General features: G+C 71.2%; 24 protein-coding genes. 16 read left to right on the top strand and 8 right to left on the bottom strand.

Features of this window, described 5'->3' with window-relative positions:
* Positions 1-79: 79 nt before the first annotated feature.
* Together JOF37_RS02960 and JOF37_RS02955 are read right to left on the bottom strand one after the other, a co-directional pair.
* Positions 80-1,342, bottom strand: a complete 1,263-nt coding sequence (locus tag JOF37_RS02960) for a DUF349 domain-containing protein (RefSeq protein ID WP_210004935.1) — start codon at positions 1,340-1,342, stop codon at positions 80-82.
* Between the two features lie 68 nt (positions 1,343-1,410).
* Positions 1,411-1,713 carry a dioxygenase gene (locus JOF37_RS02955; RefSeq protein ID WP_210004934.1) on the bottom strand — a complete coding sequence of 101 codons (303 nt, stop codon included), beginning with the start codon at positions 1,711-1,713 and terminating at the stop codon, positions 1,411-1,413.
* Between the two features lie 104 nt (positions 1,714-1,817).
* On the opposite strand from JOF37_RS02955, the gene JOF37_RS02950 reads away from it, so the two are divergent.
* From JOF37_RS02950 to JOF37_RS02875, 16 genes are all read left to right on the top strand, one after another.
* Complete coding sequence (locus tag JOF37_RS02950) at positions 1,818-3,140, top strand: replication-associated recombination protein A (RefSeq protein WP_210004932.1); 1,323 nt, start codon at positions 1,818-1,820, stop codon at positions 3,138-3,140.
* A complete protein-coding gene (locus tag JOF37_RS02945; protein ID WP_245338088.1) occupies positions 3,137-4,063 on the top strand; it encodes a tetratricopeptide repeat protein in 927 nt (308 codons plus the stop codon). Before JOF37_RS02950 ends, JOF37_RS02945 begins: the two co-directional genes overlap by 4 nt.
* Before the next feature lie 171 nt (positions 4,064-4,234).
* Positions 4,235-4,864, top strand: coding sequence for a 30S ribosomal protein S4 (rpsD, locus tag JOF37_RS02940; RefSeq protein WP_023951228.1), 630 nt, complete (start codon positions 4,235-4,237; stop codon positions 4,862-4,864).
* 73 nt (positions 4,865-4,937) lie between these two features.
* Positions 4,938-5,243, top strand: coding sequence for an ATPase (locus JOF37_RS02935; protein ID WP_245338087.1), 306 nt, complete (start codon positions 4,938-4,940; stop codon positions 5,241-5,243).
* Positions 5,244-5,311: 68 nt separating this feature from the next.
* Positions 5,312-7,975 carry an alanine--tRNA ligase gene (alaS, locus tag JOF37_RS02930; RefSeq protein WP_210004929.1) on the top strand — a complete coding sequence of 888 codons (2,664 nt, stop codon included), beginning with the start codon at positions 5,312-5,314 and terminating at the stop codon, positions 7,973-7,975.
* Positions 7,972-8,442 (top strand): Holliday junction resolvase RuvX, encoded by a 471-nt coding sequence (gene ruvX, locus JOF37_RS02925; RefSeq protein WP_210004927.1) that lies wholly within the window; start codon positions 7,972-7,974, stop codon positions 8,440-8,442. The genes alaS and ruvX overlap by 4 nt, the downstream gene beginning before the upstream one ends.
* Position 8,443: 1 nt before the next feature.
* The gene (gene mltG, locus JOF37_RS02920; RefSeq protein ID WP_210004926.1) at positions 8,444-9,781 is read left to right on the top strand and encodes an endolytic transglycosylase MltG; all 1,338 of its coding nucleotides are present in this window, start codon (positions 8,444-8,446) and stop codon (positions 9,779-9,781) included.
* Positions 9,762-10,622: a shikimate dehydrogenase gene (locus JOF37_RS02915; protein WP_210004925.1), complete on the top strand. Its 861-nt coding sequence runs from the start codon at positions 9,762-9,764 to the stop codon at positions 10,620-10,622. Before mltG ends, JOF37_RS02915 begins: the two co-directional genes overlap by 20 nt.
* Positions 10,623-10,626: 4 nt before the next feature.
* A complete protein-coding gene (gene aroC / locus JOF37_RS02910; protein ID WP_210004923.1) occupies positions 10,627-11,838 on the top strand; it encodes a chorismate synthase in 1,212 nt (403 codons plus the stop codon).
* Entirely contained in the window at positions 11,835-12,344 is a 510-nt protein-coding gene (locus JOF37_RS02905) for a shikimate kinase (protein ID WP_210004921.1), read from the top strand. The genes aroC and JOF37_RS02905 overlap by 4 nt, the downstream gene beginning before the upstream one ends.
* Positions 12,341-13,417, top strand: coding sequence for a 3-dehydroquinate synthase (gene aroB, locus JOF37_RS02900; protein WP_210004919.1), 1,077 nt, complete (start codon positions 12,341-12,343; stop codon positions 13,415-13,417). Before JOF37_RS02905 ends, aroB begins: the two co-directional genes overlap by 4 nt.
* 29 nt (positions 13,418-13,446) lie before the next feature.
* On the top strand, positions 13,447-13,890 hold the full coding sequence (gene aroQ / locus JOF37_RS02895; protein ID WP_210004917.1) for a type II 3-dehydroquinate dehydratase: 444 nt from the start codon (positions 13,447-13,449) through the stop codon (positions 13,888-13,890).
* 53 nt (positions 13,891-13,943) lie between these two features.
* The gene (efp, locus tag JOF37_RS02890; RefSeq protein ID WP_210004915.1) at positions 13,944-14,504 is read left to right on the top strand and encodes an elongation factor P; all 561 of its coding nucleotides are present in this window, start codon (positions 13,944-13,946) and stop codon (positions 14,502-14,504) included.
* A gap of 16 nt (positions 14,505-14,520) precedes the next feature.
* Complete coding sequence (nusB, locus tag JOF37_RS02885) at positions 14,521-14,931, top strand: transcription antitermination factor NusB (protein ID WP_210004913.1); 411 nt, start codon at positions 14,521-14,523, stop codon at positions 14,929-14,931.
* Positions 14,932-14,979: 48 nt separating this feature from the next.
* Positions 14,980-17,895: a DEAD/DEAH box helicase gene (locus JOF37_RS15740; protein ID WP_210004912.1), complete on the top strand. Its 2,916-nt coding sequence runs from the start codon at positions 14,980-14,982 to the stop codon at positions 17,893-17,895.
* Between the two features lie 102 nt (positions 17,896-17,997).
* Positions 17,998-19,572 (top strand): Rieske 2Fe-2S domain-containing protein, encoded by a 1,575-nt coding sequence (locus tag JOF37_RS02875; protein ID WP_210004911.1) that lies wholly within the window; start codon positions 17,998-18,000, stop codon positions 19,570-19,572.
* Between the two features lie 18 nt (positions 19,573-19,590).
* Here the strand turns inward: JOF37_RS02875 and JOF37_RS02870 are convergent, their stop codons facing one another.
* The 6 genes from JOF37_RS02870 to JOF37_RS02845 are packed head-to-tail and all read right to left on the bottom strand — an operon-like array spanning position 19,591 to position 24,599.
* On the bottom strand, positions 19,591-20,463 hold the full coding sequence (locus JOF37_RS02870; protein ID WP_210004910.1) for a prenyltransferase: 873 nt from the start codon (positions 20,461-20,463) through the stop codon (positions 19,591-19,593).
* Complete coding sequence (locus JOF37_RS02865) at positions 20,460-20,765, bottom strand: lycopene cyclase domain-containing protein (protein WP_210004907.1); 306 nt, start codon at positions 20,763-20,765, stop codon at positions 20,460-20,462. The genes JOF37_RS02870 and JOF37_RS02865 overlap by 4 nt, the downstream gene beginning before the upstream one ends.
* A complete protein-coding gene (locus JOF37_RS02860; protein WP_210004901.1) occupies positions 20,762-21,088 on the bottom strand; it encodes a lycopene cyclase domain-containing protein in 327 nt (108 codons plus the stop codon). Before JOF37_RS02860 ends, JOF37_RS02865 begins: the two co-directional genes overlap by 4 nt.
* Before the next feature lie 3 nt (positions 21,089-21,091).
* The gene (gene crtI, locus JOF37_RS02855; protein ID WP_210004900.1) at positions 21,092-22,681 is read right to left on the bottom strand and encodes a phytoene desaturase family protein; all 1,590 of its coding nucleotides are present in this window, start codon (positions 22,679-22,681) and stop codon (positions 21,092-21,094) included.
* Positions 22,678-23,556 carry a phytoene/squalene synthase family protein gene (locus tag JOF37_RS02850; RefSeq protein WP_210004899.1) on the bottom strand — a complete coding sequence of 293 codons (879 nt, stop codon included), beginning with the start codon at positions 23,554-23,556 and terminating at the stop codon, positions 22,678-22,680. The genes crtI and JOF37_RS02850 overlap by 4 nt, the downstream gene beginning before the upstream one ends.
* Positions 23,553-24,599: a polyprenyl synthetase family protein gene (locus tag JOF37_RS02845; RefSeq protein WP_245338086.1), complete on the bottom strand. Its 1,047-nt coding sequence runs from the start codon at positions 24,597-24,599 to the stop codon at positions 23,553-23,555. The genes JOF37_RS02850 and JOF37_RS02845 overlap by 4 nt, the downstream gene beginning before the upstream one ends.
* Positions 24,600-24,695: the final 96 nt, after the last annotated feature.

The raw sequence follows: 24,695 nt of genomic DNA, 5'->3' as shown, positions 1-24,695 counted from the left end.
TGGCCGACCGGCCGCCCCGACGACCGCGGGCGCCCTCCGGGTGTGGAGAGCGCCCGCGATAGTGCGACGGGGGAGAGCGTCAGCCGCCGAGGGCGGTGAGCCAGGCCTTCCGTGCGCTGAGGGCCTCGCGCGCCTGCGCGATGGCGCGCTGGTCGCCCGAGGCCTCGGCGGTGGCCAGGTCGGCCTCGAGCTTGCCGATGGCGTCGTGCAGCTGCGAGAGCATGTCGCCCTGGCGCGCCTTCGTCTCGGGGTTGTTGTTCTTCCAGTCGGCGTCTTCGCGGGCACGGACGGACTGTTCGATCCTGCGGAGCTCGTCGTCGAGGGCGCGCTCCTTGTCGCGGGGGAAAATGCGACCGATCTCGTCCCAGCGACGCTGGATGCCGGTGAGAAGCGCGCGCGCGGCGGCGGTGTCCTTCTCGCGCTCGACCGCGGCTGCCTCGTCGAGGAGGGCGCGCTTGGCGACGATCTTCTCCTTCGAGGCCTCGGCATCGGCCTGCTCGCGCTCGGCGCGGGCGCCGTAGAGCGCGTCGCCCGCCGCCTTGAACCGAGCCCACAGGGCGTCGTCGGCCTTCTTGCCCGCGCGGCCGGCCTGCTTCCACTGGTCGAGCAGCTCGCGGTAGGCGCCGATGCCATCCTCGCCGCGGGGCGCGAGGGCTTCGGCGCGCTCGATGAGGCGCTGCTTGGCGTCGCGCGCGCTCTTGTGCGTCTCGTCGAGGCTCGCGTAAAACTCGCGGCGGTGCTTGTCGATGATCGAGCGGGCGTCGCGGAACCGCTTCCACAGCTGCTGGCCGGTGCCGCGCGGCAGACGCGGGCCCTCGGCCTGGTGGCGCTGCCAGCGCTCGAACAGCTCGGTGACCTCGGCCGAGGTCTGCTTCCACTGGATCGACCGGGGATCGCGTGCGGCGATGGCCTCGATGGCCTCGACGAGGGCGGTGCGTTCGGCGATCGCCGCATCGAGGGCCTGCTTGGCCTCGGCGGCCTCGGACTCGGACGCCGCGTTCAGCTCCGTCTCGAGCGCGGCGAGGCGGGCCTCGAGCGCGGCGAGGTTGCCGACAGCCGCAGCGCCGGTGATGCGCGATCGCAGCGTTCCCACGGTCGAGCGCAGGTCGGACGCGGACGCGCCGCCGCGACGGTGGCGCACCTCGACGAGCGTGACCTCACCGGCGAGATCGGAGAACTTGCGCTGGTAGTAGGCGAGGGCCTCGTCGGGCGTGCCGTCGGGGTACTGGCCGACGACGCGCCACTGGTCGCCCTCGCGCACCGAGACGGTGCCGTCGTCATCGACGCGACCCCACGGGGCGTCGTCGGCGGGAGTGGTCGTGGAGTCAGGGGTGGAAGTCACGGAAGGCACCTCGTCGCGGCTCTCGCCGCCTGGGGGTCAGGTCGCTCGACAGCCTAGTACGCAGGGCGTCAGGGAGTCGGCTCCGATGACGGAGCGGCGTCGCTCGGCGACGGCGCGGGGGATGCCGGAAGCGTGGCGGACGGCGAGGGCGCCGGCGTCTCGGTCGGCTCGGGGGCGCCGGGGCCGGCGGTGAAGTATGCAGCCTGTGCCCCCAGCAGCCCGAGGAGCAGCACGCCGCCGCCGACGGCGGCGATGAGGTTGTCGCGGGAACGGCGACGCATCAGACCGGCGTGATACTCGCGCCGGGCGGCGTACAGGCGGGCGCGCTCCTGCGCCGCCCGATCATCCCGGTTCTTGCCGCGACCTGCCACGATTCCTCCTCCGAACCCCGATCCGTCGGGACGCTCTCAGCCTACGGCGGCCCTCGGTGGGCCGACAAAAGCCGGCTGTCGCCGGTCGCGGCTAGCCTGAGGGGATGACCGATTCGAGCGCGCTCTTCGCGGGGCAGACGCCGCTCGCCGTGCGGATGCGCCCCACCTCTCTCGACGAGGTCGCCGGTCAGGGCCACCTGCTCCGCCCCGGCTCGCCGCTCGTCGCCCTCGCCTCGCCCGACGGCAATCGCGCCGGTGCGGTGTCGGTGATCCTCTGGGGGCCGCCCGGAACCGGCAAGACGACGCTCGCTCAAGCGATCGCGCGGTCGTCGGGACGCCGCTTCGTCGAGTTGTCGGCGGTGACGGCCGGCGTCAAGGACGTACGTGAGGTCATGCAGGAGGCGATGACGCAGCGCGACCTGTACGGGATCTCGACGATCCTGTTCCTCGACGAGATCCACCGCTTCACGAAGGCGCAGCAGGACGCGCTGCTTCCCGGCGTCGAGAACGGCTGGGTGCTGCTGATCGCCGCGACCACCGAGAACCCGTCGTTCTCGATCGTCGCCCCCCTGCTGTCTCGGTCGCTGCTGCTGACGCTGCAGCCGTTGAGCGACGACGACCTCGGCGGGCTCATCGACCGCGCCGTCGTCGATGCGCGCGGGCTGGCGGGAGCCGTGAGTCTCGACGACGAGGCGCGGTCGGCGCTCGTGCGGCTCGCCTCGGGAGACGCCCGTCGCGCGCTGACCTCGCTCGAGGCGGCGGCGACGATGGCCGAGCCCGGCGATGACCAGACGCCCCGCATCACCGCTGATCACGTCGCACAGGCCGTCGACCGCGCTCTGCTCCGATACGACCGGCAGGGCGACGAGCACTACGACGTCATCAGCGCCTTCATCAAGTCGATCCGCGGGTCGGACGTCGACGCCGCGATGCACTACCTCGCGCGGATGATCGAAGCCGGCGAAGATCCCCGCTTCATCGCCCGCCGGCTCGTGATCTCCGCGTCGGAGGACATCGGGCTGGCCGATCCCCAGGCGCTGTCGATCGCCGTCGCCGCCGCGGACGCCGTCGCCTTCATCGGCATGCCCGAAGGGCGCATCCCGCTTGCCGAGGCGACGGCGTACCTCGCGACGACCGCCAAGTCGAACGCCGCCTACAACGCCATCAACGCGGCCATCGCGGATGTGCGCGCCGGTGGCTTCGGGCGTGTGCCGAAGCATCTGCGCGACGCGCACTACCCGGGTGCGAAGCGGCTCGGCCACGGCAAGGGATACGTCTATCCCCACGACCTCGACGTCGGCGTGGCCACGCAGCAGTACCTGCCGGATGAGCTGCGCGGGCGCCGCTACTACGAGCCGACGAATCGGGGCGTCGAACGGGACATCGGCGCGCGCGTCGAGAAGCTGCGGAAGATCCTGGGGGAATGAGCACGATGAACGGCCCCGGGGTGGATCGAGACCGGCTCGACGCCACGCTTGGCGAGTTCTGGGACCGCGCCGACGGCGCCACCCCGGAACTGCTCGCGTCCGAGCTCGACCGCGTGCTCGCGTCGCTGCCCGCGAACGACCCAGTGGCCCTGTTCGAACGGGCATCCCTGTCGGACTACCTCGGACGGGAGGCCGAGGCGATTCCGCTCTATCGAGCCGCCCTCGACGCGGGGCTGCCCGATCCGCAGCGCGGCGAGTGCATCATCCAGCTCGCCAGCTCGCTGCGCAACGTGGGTGACCCGTCCGGCGCCATGGCGCTGCTGCACGGGTATCCCGCCGATCATCCGCTGGCGGATGCAGCGCGTGCCTTCGAGGCACTCGCGCTGTTCGACGATCAGAAACCGGCCCCGGCGCTGCGGACGGCGTTGCGCGCGCTCGCGCCGCATCTGCCGGCGTATCGCCGGTCGGTCGAACGGTACGCGAGCGAACTCGTCGCTGGGCCCCGCATCCGAGCCATCGCCGTGGCCGTCATCGTGCGGGACGGATTCGTCCTCGCGGAGGAGTACGCCGGCGGACCGGACCGTCCGACGTTCCTGCGCGCGCCCGGCGGCGGAATCGAGTTCGGCGAGGAGGCATCGTCGGCGATGCGGCGCGAGTTGCGGGAGGAGCTCGCGGCGGTCGTCGACGAGCTGCGACTGCTCACCGTGGCCGAGAACATCTTCGACGACGGCCGCAAGCGGGGCCATGAGATCGCCTACGTCTTCGCCGTGCGCAGTCAGTCGCTGCAGGCGCTGCCGCTCGACGCGCGGCTGCCGGTGCTCGACGGCGACACGACCGTCGGGTGGTACCGCATCGACGACCTCCGAGCGGGGGCGACGCCGTTCTACCCGGCGGCGGCGCTCGATCTCGCCGCCGAGATATGACGCGACGGCGTCTGTTAGACTCGATCGGCTCGAAGCCCAGTTTTCGGGCATCCCTCTCCTCTGACACAGACCTCTCGGCGTGCCCCGGCGTGCAGTCCGAGACGGGCGAGGAGACGGAGATACGTCCGTGAGTCGTGAGCGTCACGACCACGTCATCGGAAGGAGAGCTTCGTGACCACGAAGTCTCAGGACCGCCGCAAGGTCCGTCTGTCGCGCGCCCTCGGCGTCGCGCTGACCCCGAAGGCCGCCCGCTACCTCGAGAAGCGTCCCTACGCTCCGGGCGAGCACGGCCGCACCAAGCGCAAGGCCGACAGCGACTACGCCGTTCGTCTGCGCGAGAAGCAGCGTCTGCGCGAGCAGTACGGCATCCGCGAGAAGCAGCTGCGCATCCAGTTCAACGAGGCCCGCCGCAAGGACGGTCTGACCGGTGAGAACCTGGTCGAGCAGCTCGAGATGCGTCTGGACGCTCTCGTCGTTCGCGCCGGCTTCGCCCGCACGACCGCACAGGCCCGTCAGCTGGTCGTGCACCGCCACATCCTCGTCGACGGCCAGCTCGTCGACCGCCCGTCGTTCCGCGTGAAGCCGGGTCAGCTCATCCACGTCAAGGAGAAGAGCGAGTCGCTCGAGCCGTTCCAGGTCGCAGCCGCCGGCGGTCACGCCGATGTCCTGCCCCCGGTTCCGGGCTACCTCGAGGTCGAGCTCGACAAGCTGCAGGCGCGCCTCGTGCGTCGCCCGAAGCGTGCCGAGGTGCCCGTCACGTGTGACGTGCAGCTCGTCGTCGAGTACTACGCCGCGCGCTGAGTCTCTCAGCACCGCCACGAAGGGCGTCGGGGTCTCCCGGCGCCCTTCGTGCTTTGCGCCTAACATGGATGCCATGAAGAACGCGCTGTGGTTCGTTTTGGGCGTCGCCGGCGGATTCGTCGCCGCGCACGTGATCAACAAGGATCCGCGCGGTCACGAGATGCTCGCCGAAGTCGATGCCCGCATCACCGAGTTCGCCGACCGCATCGGAGACGCGTACCGCGATCAAGAGGCCCGGATCGAGGGCCTCGCCGCCGACGTCAAGGGCGTGGCGGCCGACGCGCTCCAGTCCGCCATCGACGCGGCATCCGATGTCGTCGACGACACCCGAGAGACCGTCGTCTCGGCGACGCGCTCCGCCGACGAACGAACCCACTGACCCACGATCCGATCGCGGCGTCGCGTCCGATGGGCGCGGCGCCGACGCCTGCCTGCCGAAGGAATCCGATGAAGACCGCCGAGATCGCCCAGCGCTACCTGGACTACTTCGAGAAGAAGGGGCACACGATCGTCCCCTCCGCCTCGCTGGTCACCGACGACCCGGCACTGCTGTTCACCGTCGCGGGCATGGTCCCCTTCATCCCGTACCTCTCCGGTGACGTCCCCGCGCCCTACCCGCGCGCCGCCGACGTGCAGAAGTGCATCCGCACGAACGACATCGAAGAGGTCGGCAAGACGCCCCGCCACGGCACGTTCTTCCAGATGCTCGGCAACTGGTCGTTCGGTGACTACTTCAAGGAGGGCGCGATCTCGTTCGCGTGGGAGCTGCTCACCGCCCCCGAGGCCGACGGCGGTCTCGGGTTCGACCCGGAGGACCTCTGGGTCACCGTCTACGAAGAGGACGACGAGGCGCGCGAGCTCTGGCTGAAGCACTCCAGCCTGCCCGAGGAGCGCATCCAGCGCCTCGGCAAGGACACGAACTACTGGAGCACCGGTCTGCCCGGTCCCGCCGGCCCCTGCTCCGAGATCTTCTTCGACCGGGGCCCCGCGTACGGCATCGACGGCGGTCCCGCGACCGACGACGACCGTTACGTCGAGATCTGGAACCTCGTGTTCATGCAGTACGAGATCACCGACGTCCGGTCGAAGTACGACTTCACGATCGTCGGCGAGCTGCCGAACAAGAACATCGACACCGGCATGGGTCTCGAGCGCGTCGCCTTCATCAAGCAGGGCGTCGACAACATGTACGAGACCGACCAGGTGCGCCCCGTGCTCGACAAGGCCGTCGAGCTGTCGGGCAAGACCTACGGAGCCGACCACGAGGATGACGTCCGCTTCCGCGTCATCGCCGACCACGTGCGGTCGTCGCTCATGCTGCTCTCCGACGGCGTCACTCCCTCGAATGACGGCCGCGGATACATCCTGCGCCGCCTCATGCGACGCGCGATCCGCTCGATGCGGCTCCTCGGCGTCGAGGGCCCGAGCTTCGCGGAGCTGTTCGCCGCGTCCCGCGACGCGATGAAGGAGGCCTATCCGATCGTCGAGACCGATTACGCGCGCCTCTCGCAGTACGCGCTGGCCGAGGAGGCCACGTTCCTGCGCACCCTCGCCGCGGGCTCCGAGCTGCTGGATGAGTCGGTGGCGCAGACCAAGGCGAACGGTGGTGCGCAGCTGAGCGGCGCGCAGGCGTTCCTGCTGCACGACACTTACGGCTTCCCGATCGACCTCACGCTCGAGATCGTCGAAGAGGCGGGGCTCACGGTCGACCGCGGGGCGTTCGACGGCCTCATGCGCGAGCAGCGCGAGCGGGCGAAGGCGGATGCGCGCTCGCGCAAGGGCCAGCTGGCCGACACGAGCGTGTATCGCGACTTCCGCGCGCAGGGCGAGACGGTCTTCACCGGGTACACCGAGCTGGAGACCGGCACCAAGGTCCTCGGCATCCTGGTCGGCGGCGTCTCGGTCGACCGTGCCACGCAGGGTCAGATCGCCGAGGTGATCCTGGCCGAGACCGCGCTCTACGCCGAGTCGGGTGGTCAGGTCGCCGACAAGGGCGTCATCGTCGGACCCGGGTACGAGCTCGAGGTCCTCGACGTCCAGAAGCCGGTGGCCGGCCTCGTGAGCCACACCGTCGAGGTCACGCTCGGCGAGGTCGCGGTCGACGAGCCGGCGACCACGGTCGTGGATGCGGCGAACCGCCGCGCCGCGCAGCAGGCGCACTCGGCGACGCACCTCGTGCACGCCGCGCTGCGCGACACGCTCGGCAAGAGCGCGACCCAGGCGGGCTCGCTGAACCGTGCGGGCTACCTGCGCTTCGACTTCTCGTGGGGGCAGGCCCTCTCACCCGAGACGCGCTCCGAGATCGAGGAGATCGCCAACAACGCCGTGCGGGACAACCTCGAGGTCACGACCCGCGTCGTGTCGCTCGACGAGGCCAAGGCCGCCGGGGCGATGGCGCTCTTCGGCGAGAAGTACGGCGAGACCGTGCGCATGGTCGACATCGGCGGCCCCTGGTCGCGCGAGCTGTGCGCCGGCACGCACGTGGCCTCGAGCGCGGAGGTCGGACTCATCAACCTCGTCGGCGAGTCGTCGGTCGGGGCGTCGAACCGTCGCGTCGAGGCGCTGGTCGGACAGGACGCCTTCCGCGAGCTCGCCGCCGAGCGCGCGATCGTCTCGCAGCTGACGACCTCGCTGAAGACGCCGCGCGACCAGCTGCCCGCCCGCATCGCCGAGCTCGCGGCGAGCCTGAAGGCCGCCGAGAAGCGCATCGCGCAGTTCGAGGCGCGCGCTCTGGCCGACCGGCTGCCGCAGCTCGTTTCGGCGGCAGCGCCGAGCGGCTCCTTCCAGGTCGTCGCGGAATCGCTGGGGTCGGCCGGATCGGCCGACGACGTGCGCACGCTGGCCCTACAGGTGCGCGACCGCCTCGGTGCCGACGCTGCGGCCATCGTCGCGCTGGGCGCCGTGGTGGGTGAGCGTCCCGTGGTGGTCGTCGCGACGAACGAGACCGCGCGCTCCGCCGGCGCCAAGGCCGGCGTGCTGGCCAAGGCGGCGGCGTCCGCTCTGGGCGGCGGCGGTGGGGGCCGTGACGACGTCGCACAGGGCGGCGGAACGGATGCCGCTGCGCTTCCGTCCGCGCTGACGGCGGTCCGCCAGGCGGCGGGCGGCCTGTGAGCGGATTCCGTCCCGGCGTCCGGCTCGGGATCGACGTCGGCACGGCGAGGATCGGGGTCGCACGCAGCGATCGGGACGGACTGCTCGCGGTTCCGGTCGAGACCGTCCCGCGCGGCGACAACGACGTCGCCCGGATCGCCGCCCTGGCTGCCGAGTACGACGCGTTCGAACTCGTCGTCGGTCTGCCCGTCGCCCTGAGCGGACGGGAGACCGCCTCGACCGCCGATGCGCGGGGATTCGCCCAGGCTCTGGCCGATGCGGGACACCGCGTGCGGCTCATCGACGAGCGGCTCAGCACGGTGAGCGCGCACGGAGCCCTGCGCGGATCGGGCCGCTCGCAGAAATCGTCTCGTAGCATTGTTGACCAGGTCGCCGCCGTAGTGCTCCTCCAGCAGGCACTCGACGTCGAGAAGGGCACCGGAAACCCGGCCGGTGCCTCCGTCGGACCCTCGCAGGAGCATCCCTGACATGACTGACCGCCCGCCGCAGGACGGCTCCGCCCCCCTGAGCCGTCGCGCCGCCCGCGCGGCCGCGCAGAACTCGTTCCCGGCCGACGCCGCAGCAGGTCCGGCGGGGGAGCAGCCGGCGACGGCTGCTGCGGCCGCTCCTCCGGTCTCCGCCCCGCGGGCGGAATCGCGCCCCGCACCGGCGGCGGGAACCCTGGACGCGCTCTTCACCGGCGAGCTCAGCACGCACGACGTCGGCCACGTGCCGAGCCGTCACGATCGCGACCGGAGGAAGAGCCGGATCGCCACGTGGGTCGTGCTCATCGTCATCCTGGCGATCATCGGCGGGATCGGCGCCGCGGGCGCGTGGGTGTGGAACACGTACGAGACCCAGATCCGATCGGTCATGGGGTGGGAGGAGCCCAAGGACTACGAGCCCGGCGAGGCGACGGGCGAGGTCCTCGTGACGATCGTCGCGGGTGACACCGGCTCGACCATCTCGGAGACGCTGCACGACGCCGGGGTGACCAAGACCAGCAGCGCTTTCTACGACCACCTCATCGCGACGGCGCAGAACCCGAACTTCCAGCCGGGTGTCTACGCCCTGCAGGAGCGGATGACGTCCGAGGCGGCGCTGGCCCGCATCCTCGATCCCGAGAGCAAGCGTCAGAACGCCGCGCAGCTGCCCGAGGGGCTGACGCTCGATCAGTCGCTCCAGACCCTCGCCGACAGCACCGCGCTGCCGATCGAGGAGTTCCAGGCGGCTGCCGCCGATCCGGCGGCGTACGGCGTCGCCGCGGCCGACCTCGAGGGGTGGCTCTTCCCCGCGACGTACCAGTTCGACCCCGGTGTCGCCCCCGCCGACATGATCCGCACGATGGTCGATCGCACCGTCGAGTCGCTCGACTCGGCCGGCGTGCCGGTCGAGCGGCGCCAGGAGATCCTCACGATCGCGTCCATCGTCCAGCGCGAGGCGCGGTTGTCGGACGACTTCTACAAGGTCTCACGGGTCATCCAGAACCGGTTGGCCGACGGCATGCGCCTGCAGATGGACTCGACCGCGCAGTTCGGGTACGACGAGATGCACGATGGCACGGCCAGCTCGTCGGCGGCGGCGCTCGAGGACGACAACGCCTGGAACACGTACGTTCGCGACGGCCTGCCGGTCGGGCCGATCGCCAACCCGGGCGACGTCGCGATCGATGCGGCGATGAACCCGGCCGAGGGGCCGTGGCGCTACTTCGTGACCTGGAACATGGACACCGGCGAGACGATCTTCTCCGAGACGTTCGAGCAGCACGAGGCGGGCATCGCGCAGTGGAACGAGTGGTGCGAGGCGAATGACAACCGCGGCTGCTGAGTCGCCGACGCGTCGGCCGCACCGCTTCGCGGTGTGGGGCGACCCCATCGATCACAGCCGGTCGCCCGCGCTGCACGGCGCCGCCTACGCGCTGCTCGGCTGGCCGTGGGAGTACGGGCGCCGGCGCGTCGACGAGGCGTCGTTCCGGGACGAGCTCGCCGCGGCGCCGGCATCCGTTCGCGGCTTGTCGCTCACGATGCCGCTGAAGTCGCTCGCCCACCGGGCCGCGGGGCGGCACGACGCCGCAGCCGAAGCGACCGGCGCCGCGAACACCCTCGTGCGGACCCGCGAGGGGTGGGCCGGCTTCAACACCGACGTCGGGGGACTGGCCCGTGCGCTGACGGAGGCCGGCGTCGGTGACGCCGAGGAGGCCCGCATCGTCGGGGCGGGAGCGACGGCGACGTCCGCCCTGCTGGCGCTGCACCGCATCGGCGTCCGGCGCGTGGAGGTATCGGCGCGCCGGCCCGAGGCGGCGCGGGCGCTCGTCGCTCTCGCCGAGCACCTCGGCGTGAGGGCCGCCGTCGCGCCGCTGGGCCAGCCCGGCGGAGCCGTCGACCTGACGGTGTCGACGCTTCCGGGCGACGCCCCGGTGGCCGAGTCGGACGCTGAGCGCCTCGCGGCATCCGGCGGGACGCTGTACGACGTCGTGTACGGCACCTGGCCGACCGCGCTCGGCGCCGCGTGGCAGCGGTCGGGGCTTCCCGCGCACCCCGGCGCGACGATGCTCCTGCATCAGGCGGTGCTGCAGATCCGGATCTTCGCGTCGGGCGGCGCCGAGGAGCCGCTGCCCGACGAGGACGCCGTGGTCGCCGTCATGCGGCGAGCTCTCATGGGAGGATAGACGAATGCTCCGCGTGCTCACGGCCGGCGAATCGCACGGCCCCGAACTCGTCGCCCTCATGGAGGGCCTGCCCGCCGGCGTGCCGATCTCGCGCGCCGCGATCCAGGCCGACCTCGCCCGTCGCAAGCTCGGTTACGGTCGCGGGTCGCGCATGAAGTTCGAAGAGGACGAGCTGACGATCTCGACCGGTGTGCGGCACGGCTTCAGCCTGGGCAGCCCCATCGCGCTGCGCATCGGCAACACCGAGTGGCCGAAGTGGGTCGAGGTCATGAGCCCCGAGCCGGTCGAGCTCACCGAGAAGTCCCGCGGACGCGGCGCCGCTCTCACCCGACCGCGCCCGGGCCATGCCGACCTGGTCGGCATGCAGAAGTACGGCTTCGACGAGGCCCGGCCGATCCTCGAGCGCGCGAGCGCCCGCGAGACCGCGGCGCGCGTCGCCCTCGGCGCCGTCGCGCGGTCGTTCCTCGGCGAGCTGGGCATCCGTCTGGTGAGCCACACGCTCTCGATCGGGCCCGTGCAGGTGCCCGCCGGCGCCGCGCTGCCCGGTCCCGACGACGTCGACGCGCTCGACGCCGATCCGCTGCGCTGCTTCGACCCCGAGACCTCCGCAGCGATGGTCGCCGAGGTGGATGCCGCCAAGAAGGACGGCGACACGCTCGGCGGCATCGTCGAGGTGCTCGCCTACGGCCTGCCGCCGGGCCTCGGCTCGCACGTGCAGTGGGACCGCCGTCTCGATGCGAAGCTCGCACAGGCCCTCATGGGCATTCAGGCCATCAAGGGCGTCGAGGTCGGAGACGGGTTCGAGACCACGCGTCGCCGCGGGTCGGACGCGCACGACGAGCTGTTCGCGACCGACGGCGGCATCGCACGCGCGAGCGACAAGGCCGGCGGCACCGAGGGGGGCATGTCGACCGGCACCGTCCTGCGCGTGCGCGCCGGCATGAAGCCCATCGCGACGGTGCCGCGCGCGCTTCGGACGGTCGACGTCGCCTCGGGTGAGTCTGCCACCGCGCACCACCAGCGCTCCGACGTGTGCGCCGTGCCCGCCGCCGGTGTCGTGGCCGAGGCCATGGTGGCGATCGTGCTCGCGGAATCGGTGCTCGAGAAGTTCGGCGGCGACAGCGTCCCCGAGACGCGGCGCAACCTCGAGGGCTACCTCGCGGCCATCCCCGAGACGCTGCGCTCGGCTGCTGCCAGCGACGACGCGATCGGATGACCGAGCCCGCCGTCGTGCTGATCGGCCCGATGGGGGCCGGCAAGTCGAGCATCGGCAAGAAGCTGTCGCGGGCGCTCGGGGTTCCCTTCACCGACAGTGACGGCCTCGTCGTCCGCGAGCACGGCCCGATCGAGGACATCTTCGCGACCCACGGCGAGTCCCACTTCCGCGAACTCGAGCGACGAGCTGTGAGCGCGGCGCTCGAGGTCGGCGGCGTCGTGGCTCTCGGCGGGGGAGCCGTGCTGCATCCTGAGACGCAGCGTGACATCGCGGCGCACCGCGTCGTGCTGCTGACGGTCTCGGAGCAGACCATCGCGTCGCGCCTGCGCGGCAGCGTGCGCCCGCTGCTGCAGGGCGACGACCCCGTGGCTCGGTGGCGCGAGGTCGCGGAGAGCCGCCGCGAGCTGTACGAGCGGCTCGCCGACGCCCGCTTCGACACGTCGACCGGGCACATCCAGGACATCGTCGACGCCATCGCGGCGTGGACACGGGAGGGAACGTCATGACCGATACCACCGTCATCCCCGTCGGCGGCCCGTCGCCCTACGACGTCACCGTCGGCCGCGGCATCCTGCCTCTGGTCGGCGAAGCGCTGCCGGAGTCGGCACGGAAGGTGCTCATCGTGCACCCGCCGACGCTCGGGGCGCAGGCGGAGCGCCTGCGCGAGATGCTCGGCTCGGACCGGCAGGTGCTGCTCGCGGAGATCCCCGACGCCGAGCAGGGCAAGCGCGTCGAGGTCGCCGCGTTCTGCTGGCAGGTCATGGGCCAGGCCGACTTCACGCGCACCGACGCCGTCGTCGGTTTCGGCGGAGGTGCGGTGACCGACCTCGCCGGCTTCGTGGCCGCGACGTGGTTGCGCGGAATCGCCGTCGTTCAGGTCCCGACCACGGTGCTGGGCATGGTGGACGCCGCCGTTGGCGGGAAGACGGGCATCAACACCGCCGAGGGGAAGAACCTCGTCGGTGCGTTCTGGACCCCCACCGCGGTCGTGTGCGACCTCGATCTGCTCGACGGTCTCTCGCGCAACGAGCGGGTCGCCGGCTACGCCGAGGTCGTCAAAGCCGGCTTCATCTGGTACCCCGAGATCCTCGACCTCATCGAAGCCGACCCCGAGGCGGCGGTCGATCCGCACAGTGCGGCGTTCCGCCGCAGCATCGAGCTCGCGATCGACATGAAGGCCCGCGTCGTCGGCGAGGATCTGCGCGAGGCGGGACTGCGCGAGGTGCTGAACTACGGACACACCCTCGGGCACGCCATCGAGCACGCCGAGCGCTACCAGTGGCGCCACGGCGCCGCCGTCTCGGTCGGCATGATGTTCGCCGCCGAACTATCGCGCCTGGCCGGACGCCTTCCGGATGCCGCGGCACAGCGTCACCGCGACGTGCTCGAGACCCTCGGCCTGCCGACTTCGTACCGCGCCGGGGCCTGGCGCCAGCTTCTCGCGACGATGCAGCGCGACAAGAAGACCCGCGGGTCGATGCTGCGCTTCATCGTGCTCGACGACATCGCCAAGCCCACCGTGCTGCAGGCGCCCGACGAGTCGCTCCTGTTCGCGGCCTACCAGGAGGTCGGCGCCTGACCGGGGCGGCGCTGGATAGGGTGGGGCGGGTGAGCACCCCGCGCCGTCTGCTGCTGGTCAACGGACCGAACCTGAACCTCCTGGGAACGCGCGAGCCCGACGTCTACGGCCATGACACCCTCGCCGATGTCGAGGCGCTGGTGACCGCGACGGCCGCCGAGCGAGGCTTCGAGGTGCGCGCGGTGCAGAGCAATCACGAGGGCGTCCTCATCGACGCCATCCATGCCGCGAGCGCGGACTGCGCCGGCATCGTGATCAACCCCGGCGGCCTCACGCACACCTCGGTCGTCCTGCGCGACGCTCTCGCAGCCGTGGCGCTGCCGGTCGCCGAGGTGCACATCTCGAACGTCTACGAGCGCGAGGCGTTCCGGCATCACTCCTACGTGGCCGACGTCGCCTCGGTGCACGTCATCGGCGAGGGTGTCGCCGGCTACGCCACCGCGACGCAGCAGCTGCTCGACAACCTCACGTAGAATCGATCGTCGGCCCGCCGGCCGCCCGACCTCACGAACGGAACTCCACACTCATGGCATCGACCGCAGACATCAAGAACGGCGTCGTCCTCAGCATCGACGGTCAGCTCTGGAACGTCATCGAGTTCCAGCACGTCAAGCCCGGCAAGGGTGGCGCCTTCGTGCGCACGAAGCTGAAGAACGTCGTGTCGGGCAAGGTCGTCGACCGCACCTACAACGCCGGCGCGAAGATCGAGATCGAGAACGTCGACCGCCGCGACTTCACCTACCTCTACAACGACGGCGACAACTTCGTCTTCATGGATGTCGCCGACTACGACCAGATCACGGTGGCGGCTGCGACCGTCGGCGACGCGAAGAACTACCTGCTCGAGAACCAGCAGGTGCAGATCGCGCTCAACAACGGCAACCCGCTGTACATCGAGCTGCCGGCATCCGTGGTCCTCGAGATCACCTACACCGAGCCCGGCCTGCAGGGCGACCGCTCGTCCGCCGGCACGAAGTCGGCGACGCTCGAGACCGGTCACGAGATCCAGGTGCCGCTGTTCGTCGACCAGGGCACGAAGGTCAAGGTCGACACCCGCACGGGTGACTACCTCGGCCGCGTGAGCTGACACCGGCCTCCGCCCGATGAGTGCACGGTCCAAGGCGCGCAAGCGCGCCCTCGACATCCTCTACCAGTCCGACGTCCGCGGCGACGACCTGAGCGTGACGCTGGCCGCCGAGGCCAAGCGCGCCGCGCTCGAGCCCGCCCGCGAGGCGTCCTGGCTCTATGCGCGCGAGATCATCGACGGCATCATCGACAACCGCGACGATATCGACGAGCAGATCACGACCTTCGCGAAGGACTGGTCGCTCGCGCGGATGCCGGCTGTCGACCGCGCCATCCTGCGTCTGGGTGTGTGGGAGATCGTCTACAACGACGGCGTACCCGCGGCGGTGGCGATCGACGAGGCCGTGGAGCTCGCGAAGGAGTTCTCGACCGACGGGTCGAGCGCGTTCGTCCACGGCGTCCTCGGACGCGTCGCCCGCGCCTCCTGAGCGCGGGGACTGCGGTGCGCGAGACGCCCGTCGCGTGAGGGGCCGGGCGTGACCGAGCCGCGCCGCCCGTCGTGGCGTTCCGTGCTCGCGCCGGCCGCCGCGGCCGACGGTTCCCTCGCGCTCGGTGTGCAGCTGCGCCAGCGCGAGAGCGCCGAAGAAGCGCACTGGGGGCCCCGGCGCGTGAGTCCGGCGACTGCGCGCAGCATTGAGACCTCGTCCCGGGACCTCCGCCTCGCGGTGAGACCTCTCGTGCGCAGCGCCACGAGCGGCCGCTGGGTGCAGGGCGATGAGACGTGGGACTCGCTGCGTCGTGGCGGGTGGCGTATCGACGCGGCGCGTACGCGCTGGTTCGCCACCCTCTACGGCATCGCGCACGACGCGCGGCTGCTCGGCGGCTTCGGCGATTCCGAGTGGCTGACCCTCGACGGTGCCGACTCCGACCTGCTGTGGGCGCACCTGCGCGCGGCCGCCGATCTGGGCATCCCGATCGTCCCGACGCGTCCGGACCAGGAGGTCCGGCTGGGTGAGGTCGCATCGGTCGAGGTGCGCGTCGAGTCTCGTGGCGGTGACCTGGAGCTGACCCCGGTCGTGACCGTCGACGGCGGAGAGGCCGCGTCGCACGCCCGCCCGCTCGGTCACGTCGGCGTCTACACGGTCGATCGCGTCGGCGCGGGGCTGGGCGTCGCCTTCGCCCCGGTCGCGCTGGGCCCGGGAGTGCGTGCGCTGATCGCGGCGGGGGAGCCCGTACCGATTCCCGCCGCCGATGTCGAGGACTTCCTGAGCGACGCTTACCCGCGCCTGGCGCGCGAGACGTCCGTCGTCGCCGGGCCTGGCGTGCGGTTGCCGCCACCCGAGCGCACCGTCGCCGTCGTGGCAGTGGAGCAGCGCCCCGATGACGTGATCGACTATGCGCTCACGTGGCGTGCCCGTGGCGCCGAGCCGGAGGCGTGGACGACGGAGCGCGAGCGCGACCCGGATCGCCTAGAGGTCCGCGCGGCGGTCGAGCGCGCATGGACGACCGCCACCGACGAACCGTTCGCCCCCGCGGGACGACGCAGCGGGGTGGATGCCGCGGTCTTCGTCGCGCAGGTGCTCCCCGCGCTCGAGAGGGTGGATGCGGTCCGCATCGAGGTCTCCGGGCTGCGCCGGTCATATCGCGAGCTGTCGGGCGACCCCCGCATCACGGTGCGCACCGTCGAGACGACCGACGCCGACTGGTTCGAACTCGGTGTCCACGTCGAGATCGAGGGTCGCCGCATCCCGTTCCGTCCCCTGTTCACGGCGCTCGCTCAGGGGCGCAAGCGGATGCTCCTGTCGGACGGCGCGTACTTCTCGCTCGTTCACCGGTCGCTCGATCGGCTGCGCGACCTGATCGAGGAGTCGCGCGACCTCGTCGAGTGGGAGACGGGCGCTCGCGTGAGTCGCTATCACCAGCAGCTGTGGTCGGAGTTCGAGGATGTCGCCGATCAGACGGAGCCCGCCCTGCGGTGGCGTCGCGCCGCCGAGAGCGTGCGCACGGCCGATGCCGCGGCCGTCGCGAGCCCGCCCGCCGGCCTCGTGACGACCCTGCGCCCGTACCAGCGAGACGGGTTCGCCTGGCTCTGCGCGTTGCGCGACGCCCGCCTCGGCGGCATCCTCGCCGACGACATGGGGCTCGGGAAGACGGTGCAGCTGCTCGCGATGCTGCTGCACGCGCGCGAGGGGGGTGAGACCCGTCCGGCTCTCGTCGTCGCGCCCACCTCGGTCGTCGCCGCGTGGCGCGACGAGGCGGCTCGCCACGCGCCGGGACTGCGCGTTCGCGTCGTCGAGACGACGGGGCACCGCTTCGACGACGATGACGAGGCTGACGTCGTCGTCACGTCCTATGCGCTGCTGCGGCTGGACGCGGCCGCGTACGCCGCACGGGAATGGTCGACCGTCGTCCTCGACGAGGCCCAGTACGTCAAGAATCCGCGCAGCCACGTTCACCGTGCCGTGCTCGCCCTGCGTGCCGACGTCGTCTTCGCCGCGACCGGCACTCCGCTCGAGAACAGCCTGACCGACCTGTGGGCGATCCTCTCCCTCACCTCGCCGGGACTGTTCCCCTCCGCCCGGCGGTTCCGGCAGGAGTACGTCCTGCCCATCGAGCACGGGCGGGTAGCGGAGAACTCCGAGGGCGGTCCGGCGCGCGAGCGGCGCCTGGCTCGCCTGCGCGGCCGCATCCGTCCCTTCCTGCTGCGTCGCACCAAGGAGCTCGTCGCGACCGACCTGCCGCCGCGCCAGGAACAGGACGTCTTGGTCGAACTCTCCAGCGGCCACCGGGCCGTGTACGAACGGGTGCTGCAGCGCGAGCGGCGCAAGGTGCTCGGTCTTCTCGACGATCTCGACAGTCAGCGGTTCATCGTGTTCCGGTCGCTCACGCTGCTGCGGCTGCTCGCGCTGGCACCGTCGCTGGTGGATGCCGGCGGGCCCGGCCTCGCCTCGAGCAAGCTCGAGGCGCTCCGCGACCGGCTCGGCCCGGTCGTGGCGGAAGGGCACCGTGCGCTCGTGTTCAGTCAGTTCACCTCCTACCTCGACATCGTCGAGGCCGACCTGCGCGCGCACGGCATCGGCGTCGTGCGTCTGGACGGCTCCACGACGCGACGAGCGGAAGTCATCGACGCCTTCCGCCGGGGCGACGACCCCGTCTTCCTCATCAGCCTGAAGGCGGGCGGCGTGGGGCTCACCCTGACCGAGGCCGACTACGTGTTCCTCCTCGATCCGTGGTGGAACCCGGCGGCCGAGCAGCAGGCGATCGATCGCACCCACCGCATCGGTCAGGACCGACCGGTCACCGTGTACCGGCTGATCGCGGCGGGGACCATCGAGGAGAAGGTGATCGATCTGCAGCGACGGAAAGCGCGGCTCTCGAGCGCTCTCCTCGACGCCGACGGTGCGTTCTCGGCCGCCCTGAGCGCCGACGACATCCGCGGGCTGCTCGGCTGAGCGTCTCGCCGCGCGGAGCACCGAACTGACACGGCCCGCGCCACGGCGGCGGGACGCGAGGGCTCACGTAGACTCGACCAGTCGTAACAGGAGGTCATCGTCATGCGGATCACAGGGCTGGGACACGCCGGGATGTTCATCGAGACGGCCGGGGGCAGCATCCTCTGCGACCCCGTCGTCGGGCCGAGCTTCTTCGGCTCGTGGTTCCCGTTCCCCGACAACCGCGGGCTCGACTGGGAGCGGTTCGGCCGCGCCGACTTCCTGTACATCTCCCACCGGCACCGCGACCACTTCGATCCGGCGCTGCTGAAGGCGCACGTGCCCACCGACATCCGCGTGCTGCTGCCGGATTATCCGACCGACGATCTCGAGCGTGACCTGCGAGCCCTCGGATACGACAACATCATCTACACCGAAGCCGGTGTGCCGCTCGAGTTCGGCGATCTGAAGGTCATGGTCACGCCGTTGCGAGCGCCCAGCGACGGCCCCATCGGCGACTCCAGCCTGTCGGTCGACGACGGCACCGGGTCGGTCCTCAACCAGAACGACTCCCACCCGCTGGATCTCGAGAAGCTGCTGTCGTTCGGCACGCCCGACGCGTACTTCACGCAGGTGTCGGGCGCCATCTGGTGGCCGATGGTCTACGACCTGCCCCAGGACGCGAAGCAGAACTTCGCGCAGCTCAAGCGCGACGCGCAGAACAAGCGGGCGATGTACTACATCGACAAGGTCGATGCGCCGCACGTGTTCCCCATGGCCGGTCCGCCCATGTTCCTGCGCGAGGAGCTCTTCCGCTACAACGGCTGGGGCGAGCAGGACGACTCGATCTTCACCGACCAGGCGCAGTTCCTCGCGCACATGGCCGTCGATCGCCCCGAGCAGAAGGGCTACCTCTTCGTTCCGGGCACGCAGGTCGACCTGAACGCGGGCGCGCTCGAGGTCACGCAGACCCTCTACACCGAGGCCGAGATCGAGCGCATGTTCTCGGACAAGTGGGCCTACCTGGCCGAGCAGCGCGACAGCCGTCAGGACGAGGTCCGGGCCGAGATCGCCACACGCGCCGCGGTGCTTCCGCCCGACGAGATGCTGCAGGCGATCAAGCAGTGGTGGGAGCCGCTCCTGCGGCGCGCCCGCACGATCCGCAACGGCGTCGGCGGGCTGGTGCGCTTCCGTATCGGCGAACTCGACATGGTCGTCGACTTCCCGCGCGCCAAGGTGCGGGAGTACGCCGGCGAGGACTGCATCTACTGGTACACGATCCCCGCAGACCTCGTCTCGACCAACATCCGCGACCATGAGATCGACTGGTCGAACTCGATCTTCCTGTCGATGCAGTTCGAGGTCGGCCGCAGCGGCAAGTTCAACGAGTTCCTCACGACGTTCCTGAAGTGCCTGTCGCGCGACCGGATCGAGTACGTCGAGAACTGGTACGCCGAGCAGTCCGACCAGACCGAGGACGCGGAGCTGGGGGAGTGGACCGTGCAGCGCCGGTGCCCGCACCTGCGCGCCGATCTGACCAAGACCGGGAAGATCGAGGACGGCGTGCTCACCTGCTCGCTCCACGACTGGAAGTGGGACCTCGCCAGCGGACGCTGCCTCACGACGCAGGGCCACCCGATCCGCGCCAGCCGCACCGACGAGGCCCGGCAGGCCGAGACGGCGTCGCCCGCCGCCTGAGCCCGGGGCGACACCGGCTCAAGAGGTCAGCAGCCACCACCAGGCCAGCAGCAGCGTCACGAGGAAGCCGCCGAGCTGGTTGAGCCAGAGGAAGCGGTCCCACCCCGCGGTGGCGCGCTCGCACGTGGCGTCGGTGATGTCGCGGAAGGGCCACAGCGTCACCAGGTACGGCACGGCGACGAGGGCCGCGAGCGGTCCGGGCCACGTCGTCGGGAGCATCAGAAGGCCCGCGACGGCGTAGCAGCCGAGCGCGAACCACACGGTCCAGCGAGCGCCGCGCACGGTGGCGATCGACGCGATGCCGGCCTCGCGGTCGGCGTTGACGTCCTGGACCGCCCCGAAGGCGTGCGACGCGATCCCCCACGCGGCGAACGCGAGCACGATCAGCGCCAGCTGCCACGTCCACGTCGTTCCGGCGAGGACGAAGCCGTACACGGCGGGCGAGAAGAAGTGGATGCTGCTGGTCACCGAGTCGGCGAACGGCCGCTCCTTGAGCCGCAGCGGCGGCGCGCTGTAGAACACGACGAAGAAGAGGCTGAGCGCGAGGACGAGCCACGACAGCGGCGACCCCACGGCGACGAGGTACACAACGAACGGAAGACACGACAGCGCCGCCGCCCACAGGGTCGCGCGGTGCACGCGGCGGTCGAGGATCGCCCCGTGCGCCCCACCCTTGCGCGGATTGCGCAGATCGGACTCGTAGTCGAACACGTCGTTGATGCCGTACATGGCGAGGTTGTACGGCACGAGGAAGAACACGGTGCCGATGACGAGGGTCAGATCGATCTGTCGGGTCGTGAGCAGGTACGCCGCTGCGAACGGGAACGCGGTGTTGATCCAGCTGACGGGGCGCGAGGCGAGCAGCAGCTGGCGCGGCAGGGCGGCGGTCATCGTTCGGGTCTTTCCAGGAGAGTCGCGACGGCGGGCACCAGGAACGCCGCGCACAACGGGTAGGCGAAATCCTCGATCGGGGCGAGCCCGACGCGGATGCCGCTGAGGTGCACCTCCGGGTAGGTGAAGAGCCCGACGGCGATCATGACGTTATCGAAGACGGCGGTCAGCGCGAGCAGTCCCACGGCGGCGAGGGCGGACCACGCCATCCGGCGCGCGAAGCGCGGGCGCCGGGCCGTGGCCAGCGTGACGATCAGGGTCACGGTGACGAACGGGATGAGGATGAGCGGATAGGTCGTCACGACGCATCCTCTCGAGGTGCGCGCACGCGCGCAGCGGCGCCGTACAGCACGAGTGCGAGGTAGCTGAGGAAGAAGAGGAAGACGGGCTCCTCGACGGGCAGATGCGGGGCGAGGTCGAGGCCGAGCAGCAGCGCGCTGTCGCCCTTGACGAAGACGCCCGTCGCGATGCCGACGGCGTCCCAGGCGAGGAAGAACACGGTCCCCACGATCGTCGCCACCACCGTCGTGCGCCGATCGCGCCACAGGGCGAGCCGGAAGCGACGATCGAGCAGCCCGACCCCGACGATCGAGGCGAGCAGAGCGAGCAGGTAGAGCCCCGGCACCGCTCAGCGGGGCGGAGCCGTGGGCTCGGTGAGGGGGCCGGCGGTGGTGTCGCCGCGCAGTCGCTTCACGACGAGCTCGGCCGAGATCAGGCACATGGGCAGCCCGATGCCGGGCAGGACGGACGCCCCCGCGTAGAACAGCCCCGACACCTTCTTCGATGCGTTCCCCGGACGGAACAGCGCGCTCTGCCCCAGCGTGTGCGCGAGACCCAGCGCGTTGCCGCGCCAAGCCCCGAGATCGCGGGCGAAGTCTCCCGGAGCGATGGTGCGGCGCACCCGAATCCGATCCGCGAGGTCGGGTATGCCGGTCCACGCCGAGATCTGGGCGATGGCCTGGTCGGCCGCCGCCTCGATACGCGGGTCGCCTTCACCGTCCACCCCGCCACGGCCGAGCTCGGGGTCTGCCGGAATCGGGACGAGGACGAACAGGTTCTCTGAGCCGGCGGGGGCGACCGTGTCGTCGGTCGCGCTCGGGCGGCACACGTACAGCGATGCGGGGTCGGGGATGTGGGCGTCACGACCCGAGATCGCGTCGAAGTTCTCGCGCCAACCGTCGGTGAACAGCAACGTGTGGTGGGCGAGCTGGGGCAGTTCGCCGTCGACGCCGAGCAGGAGCAGCAGTGCGCCGAAGCTGGGCGTGCGCTTGCGCCACCACTTCTCGGGGTACGACCGCTGGTCGGGCGGGAGCAGCACCGTCTCGGTGTGGTGCAGGTCCGCCGTCGAGACCACGAGGTCGGCGGCGATCTCGGAGCCGTCGGCCAGCCGGACACCGGAAGCGTTCCCCGCGGCGTCGGTCAGGATCTGCGCGACGGCGGTTCCCGTCCGGACCGTGACACCGCGAGCGACGGCGAGGCGCTCGATCGCCGCGATGACCTCCGTGAAGCCGCCGCGGGGGTAGAGCACAGCGTCGTCCAGATCGAGGTGGCTCATCAGGTGGTAGAGGCTCGGCACATCGTAGGGCGACGAGCCGAGGAAGACCGCGGGGTACTCGAGGATCTGCTGCAGCAGCCGATCGGAGAACCGGCTCTCGACGTGTCGCACGAGCGACCGGGACAGCAGCGGAGCCAGCTGGGGGAGGCGGCGCAGCAGCTCGGGGTCGCGCAGGCCCTCGCTCGTCGCATAGGTGTCGTAGAGGAACTTCGAGACCGAGAGGTCGTACGCGTCGGCGGCGGAGTCGAGGTAGGCGTCGAGCTGGGCCCCCGCACCCGGTTCGCGGCTCTCGAACAGCGATGTCGCCGCGGAGCGGCCCGACACGACGTCGACGTGCTCGCCGGCGCCGGAGCCGGTGGGCTCGGCGTACACGCGGTAGGCCGGCACAAGCGGCACGAGGTCGAGCTCGGCGGCTGCCGTGGTGCCCAGCAGGGCGAAGAAGTGGTCGAACACCTCGGGCATGAGGTACCAGCTCGGACCCGTGTCGAAGCGGAAGCCCTCGCGCTCCCACGAGCCTGCGCGCCCGCCGGTCTCGTCCCGCGCCTCGATGACCGTGACGTCGTGCCCGTCCTCGGCCAGGAGCGCGGCAGTCGAGAGCCCCGCGATCCCGCCGCCCACGACGACGATGCGCTGGCCGGCCGCGACGGGCACCGGGCGGCTCATGAGCCGGCTCGCAGGGGAGCGGCGCCGACCGTGGCGCGAGCGGCGAGGCCGAGCTTGACGCTGTTGGGTACCCGCACCCGCTCGGTCGTGCTGCCCGCGCGACGCAGACGGCGCGAGAGCGCCGTGAACAGGTCGTGCGCGGCCGTGACGGCGCGTCGGCAATCGGCCGGCAGACGGGGGATGATCGCGCCGGCGGCATCCAGGTCGGCGTCGATGCGGTCGAGGACGTCGACGCGCGAGACGGTGCAGGCCTCGGTGGTGCCGACGCCGAGGTAGTCGCGGCCGAGCGAGCCGACGTCGTGGGGGAGATCGCGCAAGAAGTTCACATCCTGGAAGGCGGCGCCGAGGCGACGCGCGCCGTCGACGAGGTCGGGGTGGGCGGGCTTGGGTCGGTCGGCTCCGGCGTTGACGAAGGTCTGCAGGCACATCAGGCCCACCACCTCGGCGGAGCCGTAGACGTAGGAATCGTGGGAGGTCGCATCGTGGGCGGTGACGTCGAGATCGGTGCGCATGGAGGCGAAGAACGGGCGCACCAGGTCGGGCCCGATGCCGCACTCCCGCGCCGTCCGGGCGAAGGCATGGACGATGAGGTTCGCGCTGAACCCCTCCTCGACGGCGATCAGCGTCTCGTCCTCGAGGGCATCGAGCACGCGCCGCTGGGCGGCGGCGGGCATGCCCGCCTGCGCCGCCGACCCGTCGACGATCTCGTCGGCTACCCGGACGAGCGCGTAGATGTTGCGTACGTGCGGGCGCACGCGCGGCCCGAGGAGCCGGGCTGCGAGCCCGAACGACGTCGAATAGGCCGAGATGACGACAGCGGCGGCATCGCGGGCGGTTTGGTCGTACAGGGCGATGCCGGTGGTGTCGTCGCTCACGGGATGCGTCCTTCGATGCCGGTGGCCAGTCGTTCGATGAGAGCGCGCGGCTCCGTCGGCAGCTCGGTCGCGCGGCGGCGCACCGACGCGAGGGTCTGCCCGATGAGAGCCACGAGCCGGTCGCGGGCGCCGCTCTCGTGCAGTTCGCGCTGGGCGGCGCGCACCGCGATCGGGCCGGTGGGCGCGAGCGCGAGGGCCGACGAGACCTGGGGCCAGGCCGAGGTCTCGCGCGCGAGCGAGATCAGCGGGGTGCGCTTGGCCTCGCGCAGATCGGCGCCGGCGTCGCGCCCGGCCTGAGCCTCGCTGCCGAACGTGCCGATCAGATCGTCGACCAGCTGGAACGCGAGTCCGAGGTCGGCGCCGACCGTCATGAGGACGGCGCGATCGCCCGCGTCGGCTCCGGCCAGCACGGCGCCGGCCGCGAGGGGCGCGCAGAACGAGTACACCGCGGTCTTGTCGTGGGCCGTGCTGAGCAGCTGGGTCGTCTCGGGCTCGCCGGGCACGACAGCCTGCTCGACGTCGGCGAGCTCGCCGATGGCCGAGACGAGGACCGCGTCGTCGAGGAGACCGAAGAGCGGAACCCGCTGGTCGGCGGCGATGTCAGCCACGGCGACGAGGCGTGCGGCCTCGTACAGCAGGATGTCGCCCGCGAGCACGGCCGCGGCGTCGCCGATGCGATCGGCGCCGTCATCGGCCACGCCCAGAGACCGGGCGCGCGAGCGGAAGGTGCCGCCGACGTTGGGGACTCCGCGCCGCTCGATGTCGCGGTCGATGAGATCGTCGTGGATCACGAACGCGGTGTGCAGCAGCTCGAAGGCGGCAGCGACATCCCACAGGCCCGGGGTGGCGCCACGGTCGCCGTCGAACGCATCGAACGCCGCGACGACGAGGGCGGGGCGGAACCGCTTACCGCCGGTGGTCGCGTCGGATGCGGCACGGATGAGGGCGAGTGCCGCTGCTCCCCGTGGGATGGCGCGTTCCGCCAGGCGAGTGAGGACGGCGTCCAGCGCGCGATCGACGGCGGTCGTGCTGTCGTCGGGCATCGAAATCATGTCCACCATCCAGGGTCTGCCATTCGGCCGGCCTTTTTGCTAGCTTAACTAGCGTTCGAGCCGATGATAACCACGCCCGAGAGGTGG

Origin of the sequence: Microbacterium imperiale (genome assembly GCF_017876655.1) — a bacterium.
GTDB lineage: Bacteria > Actinomycetota > Actinomycetes > Actinomycetales > Microbacteriaceae > Microbacterium > Microbacterium imperiale.
The sequence above is the reverse complement of the archived record's forward strand: the minus strand, read 5'-3'. Positions and strand labels throughout refer to the sequence as shown.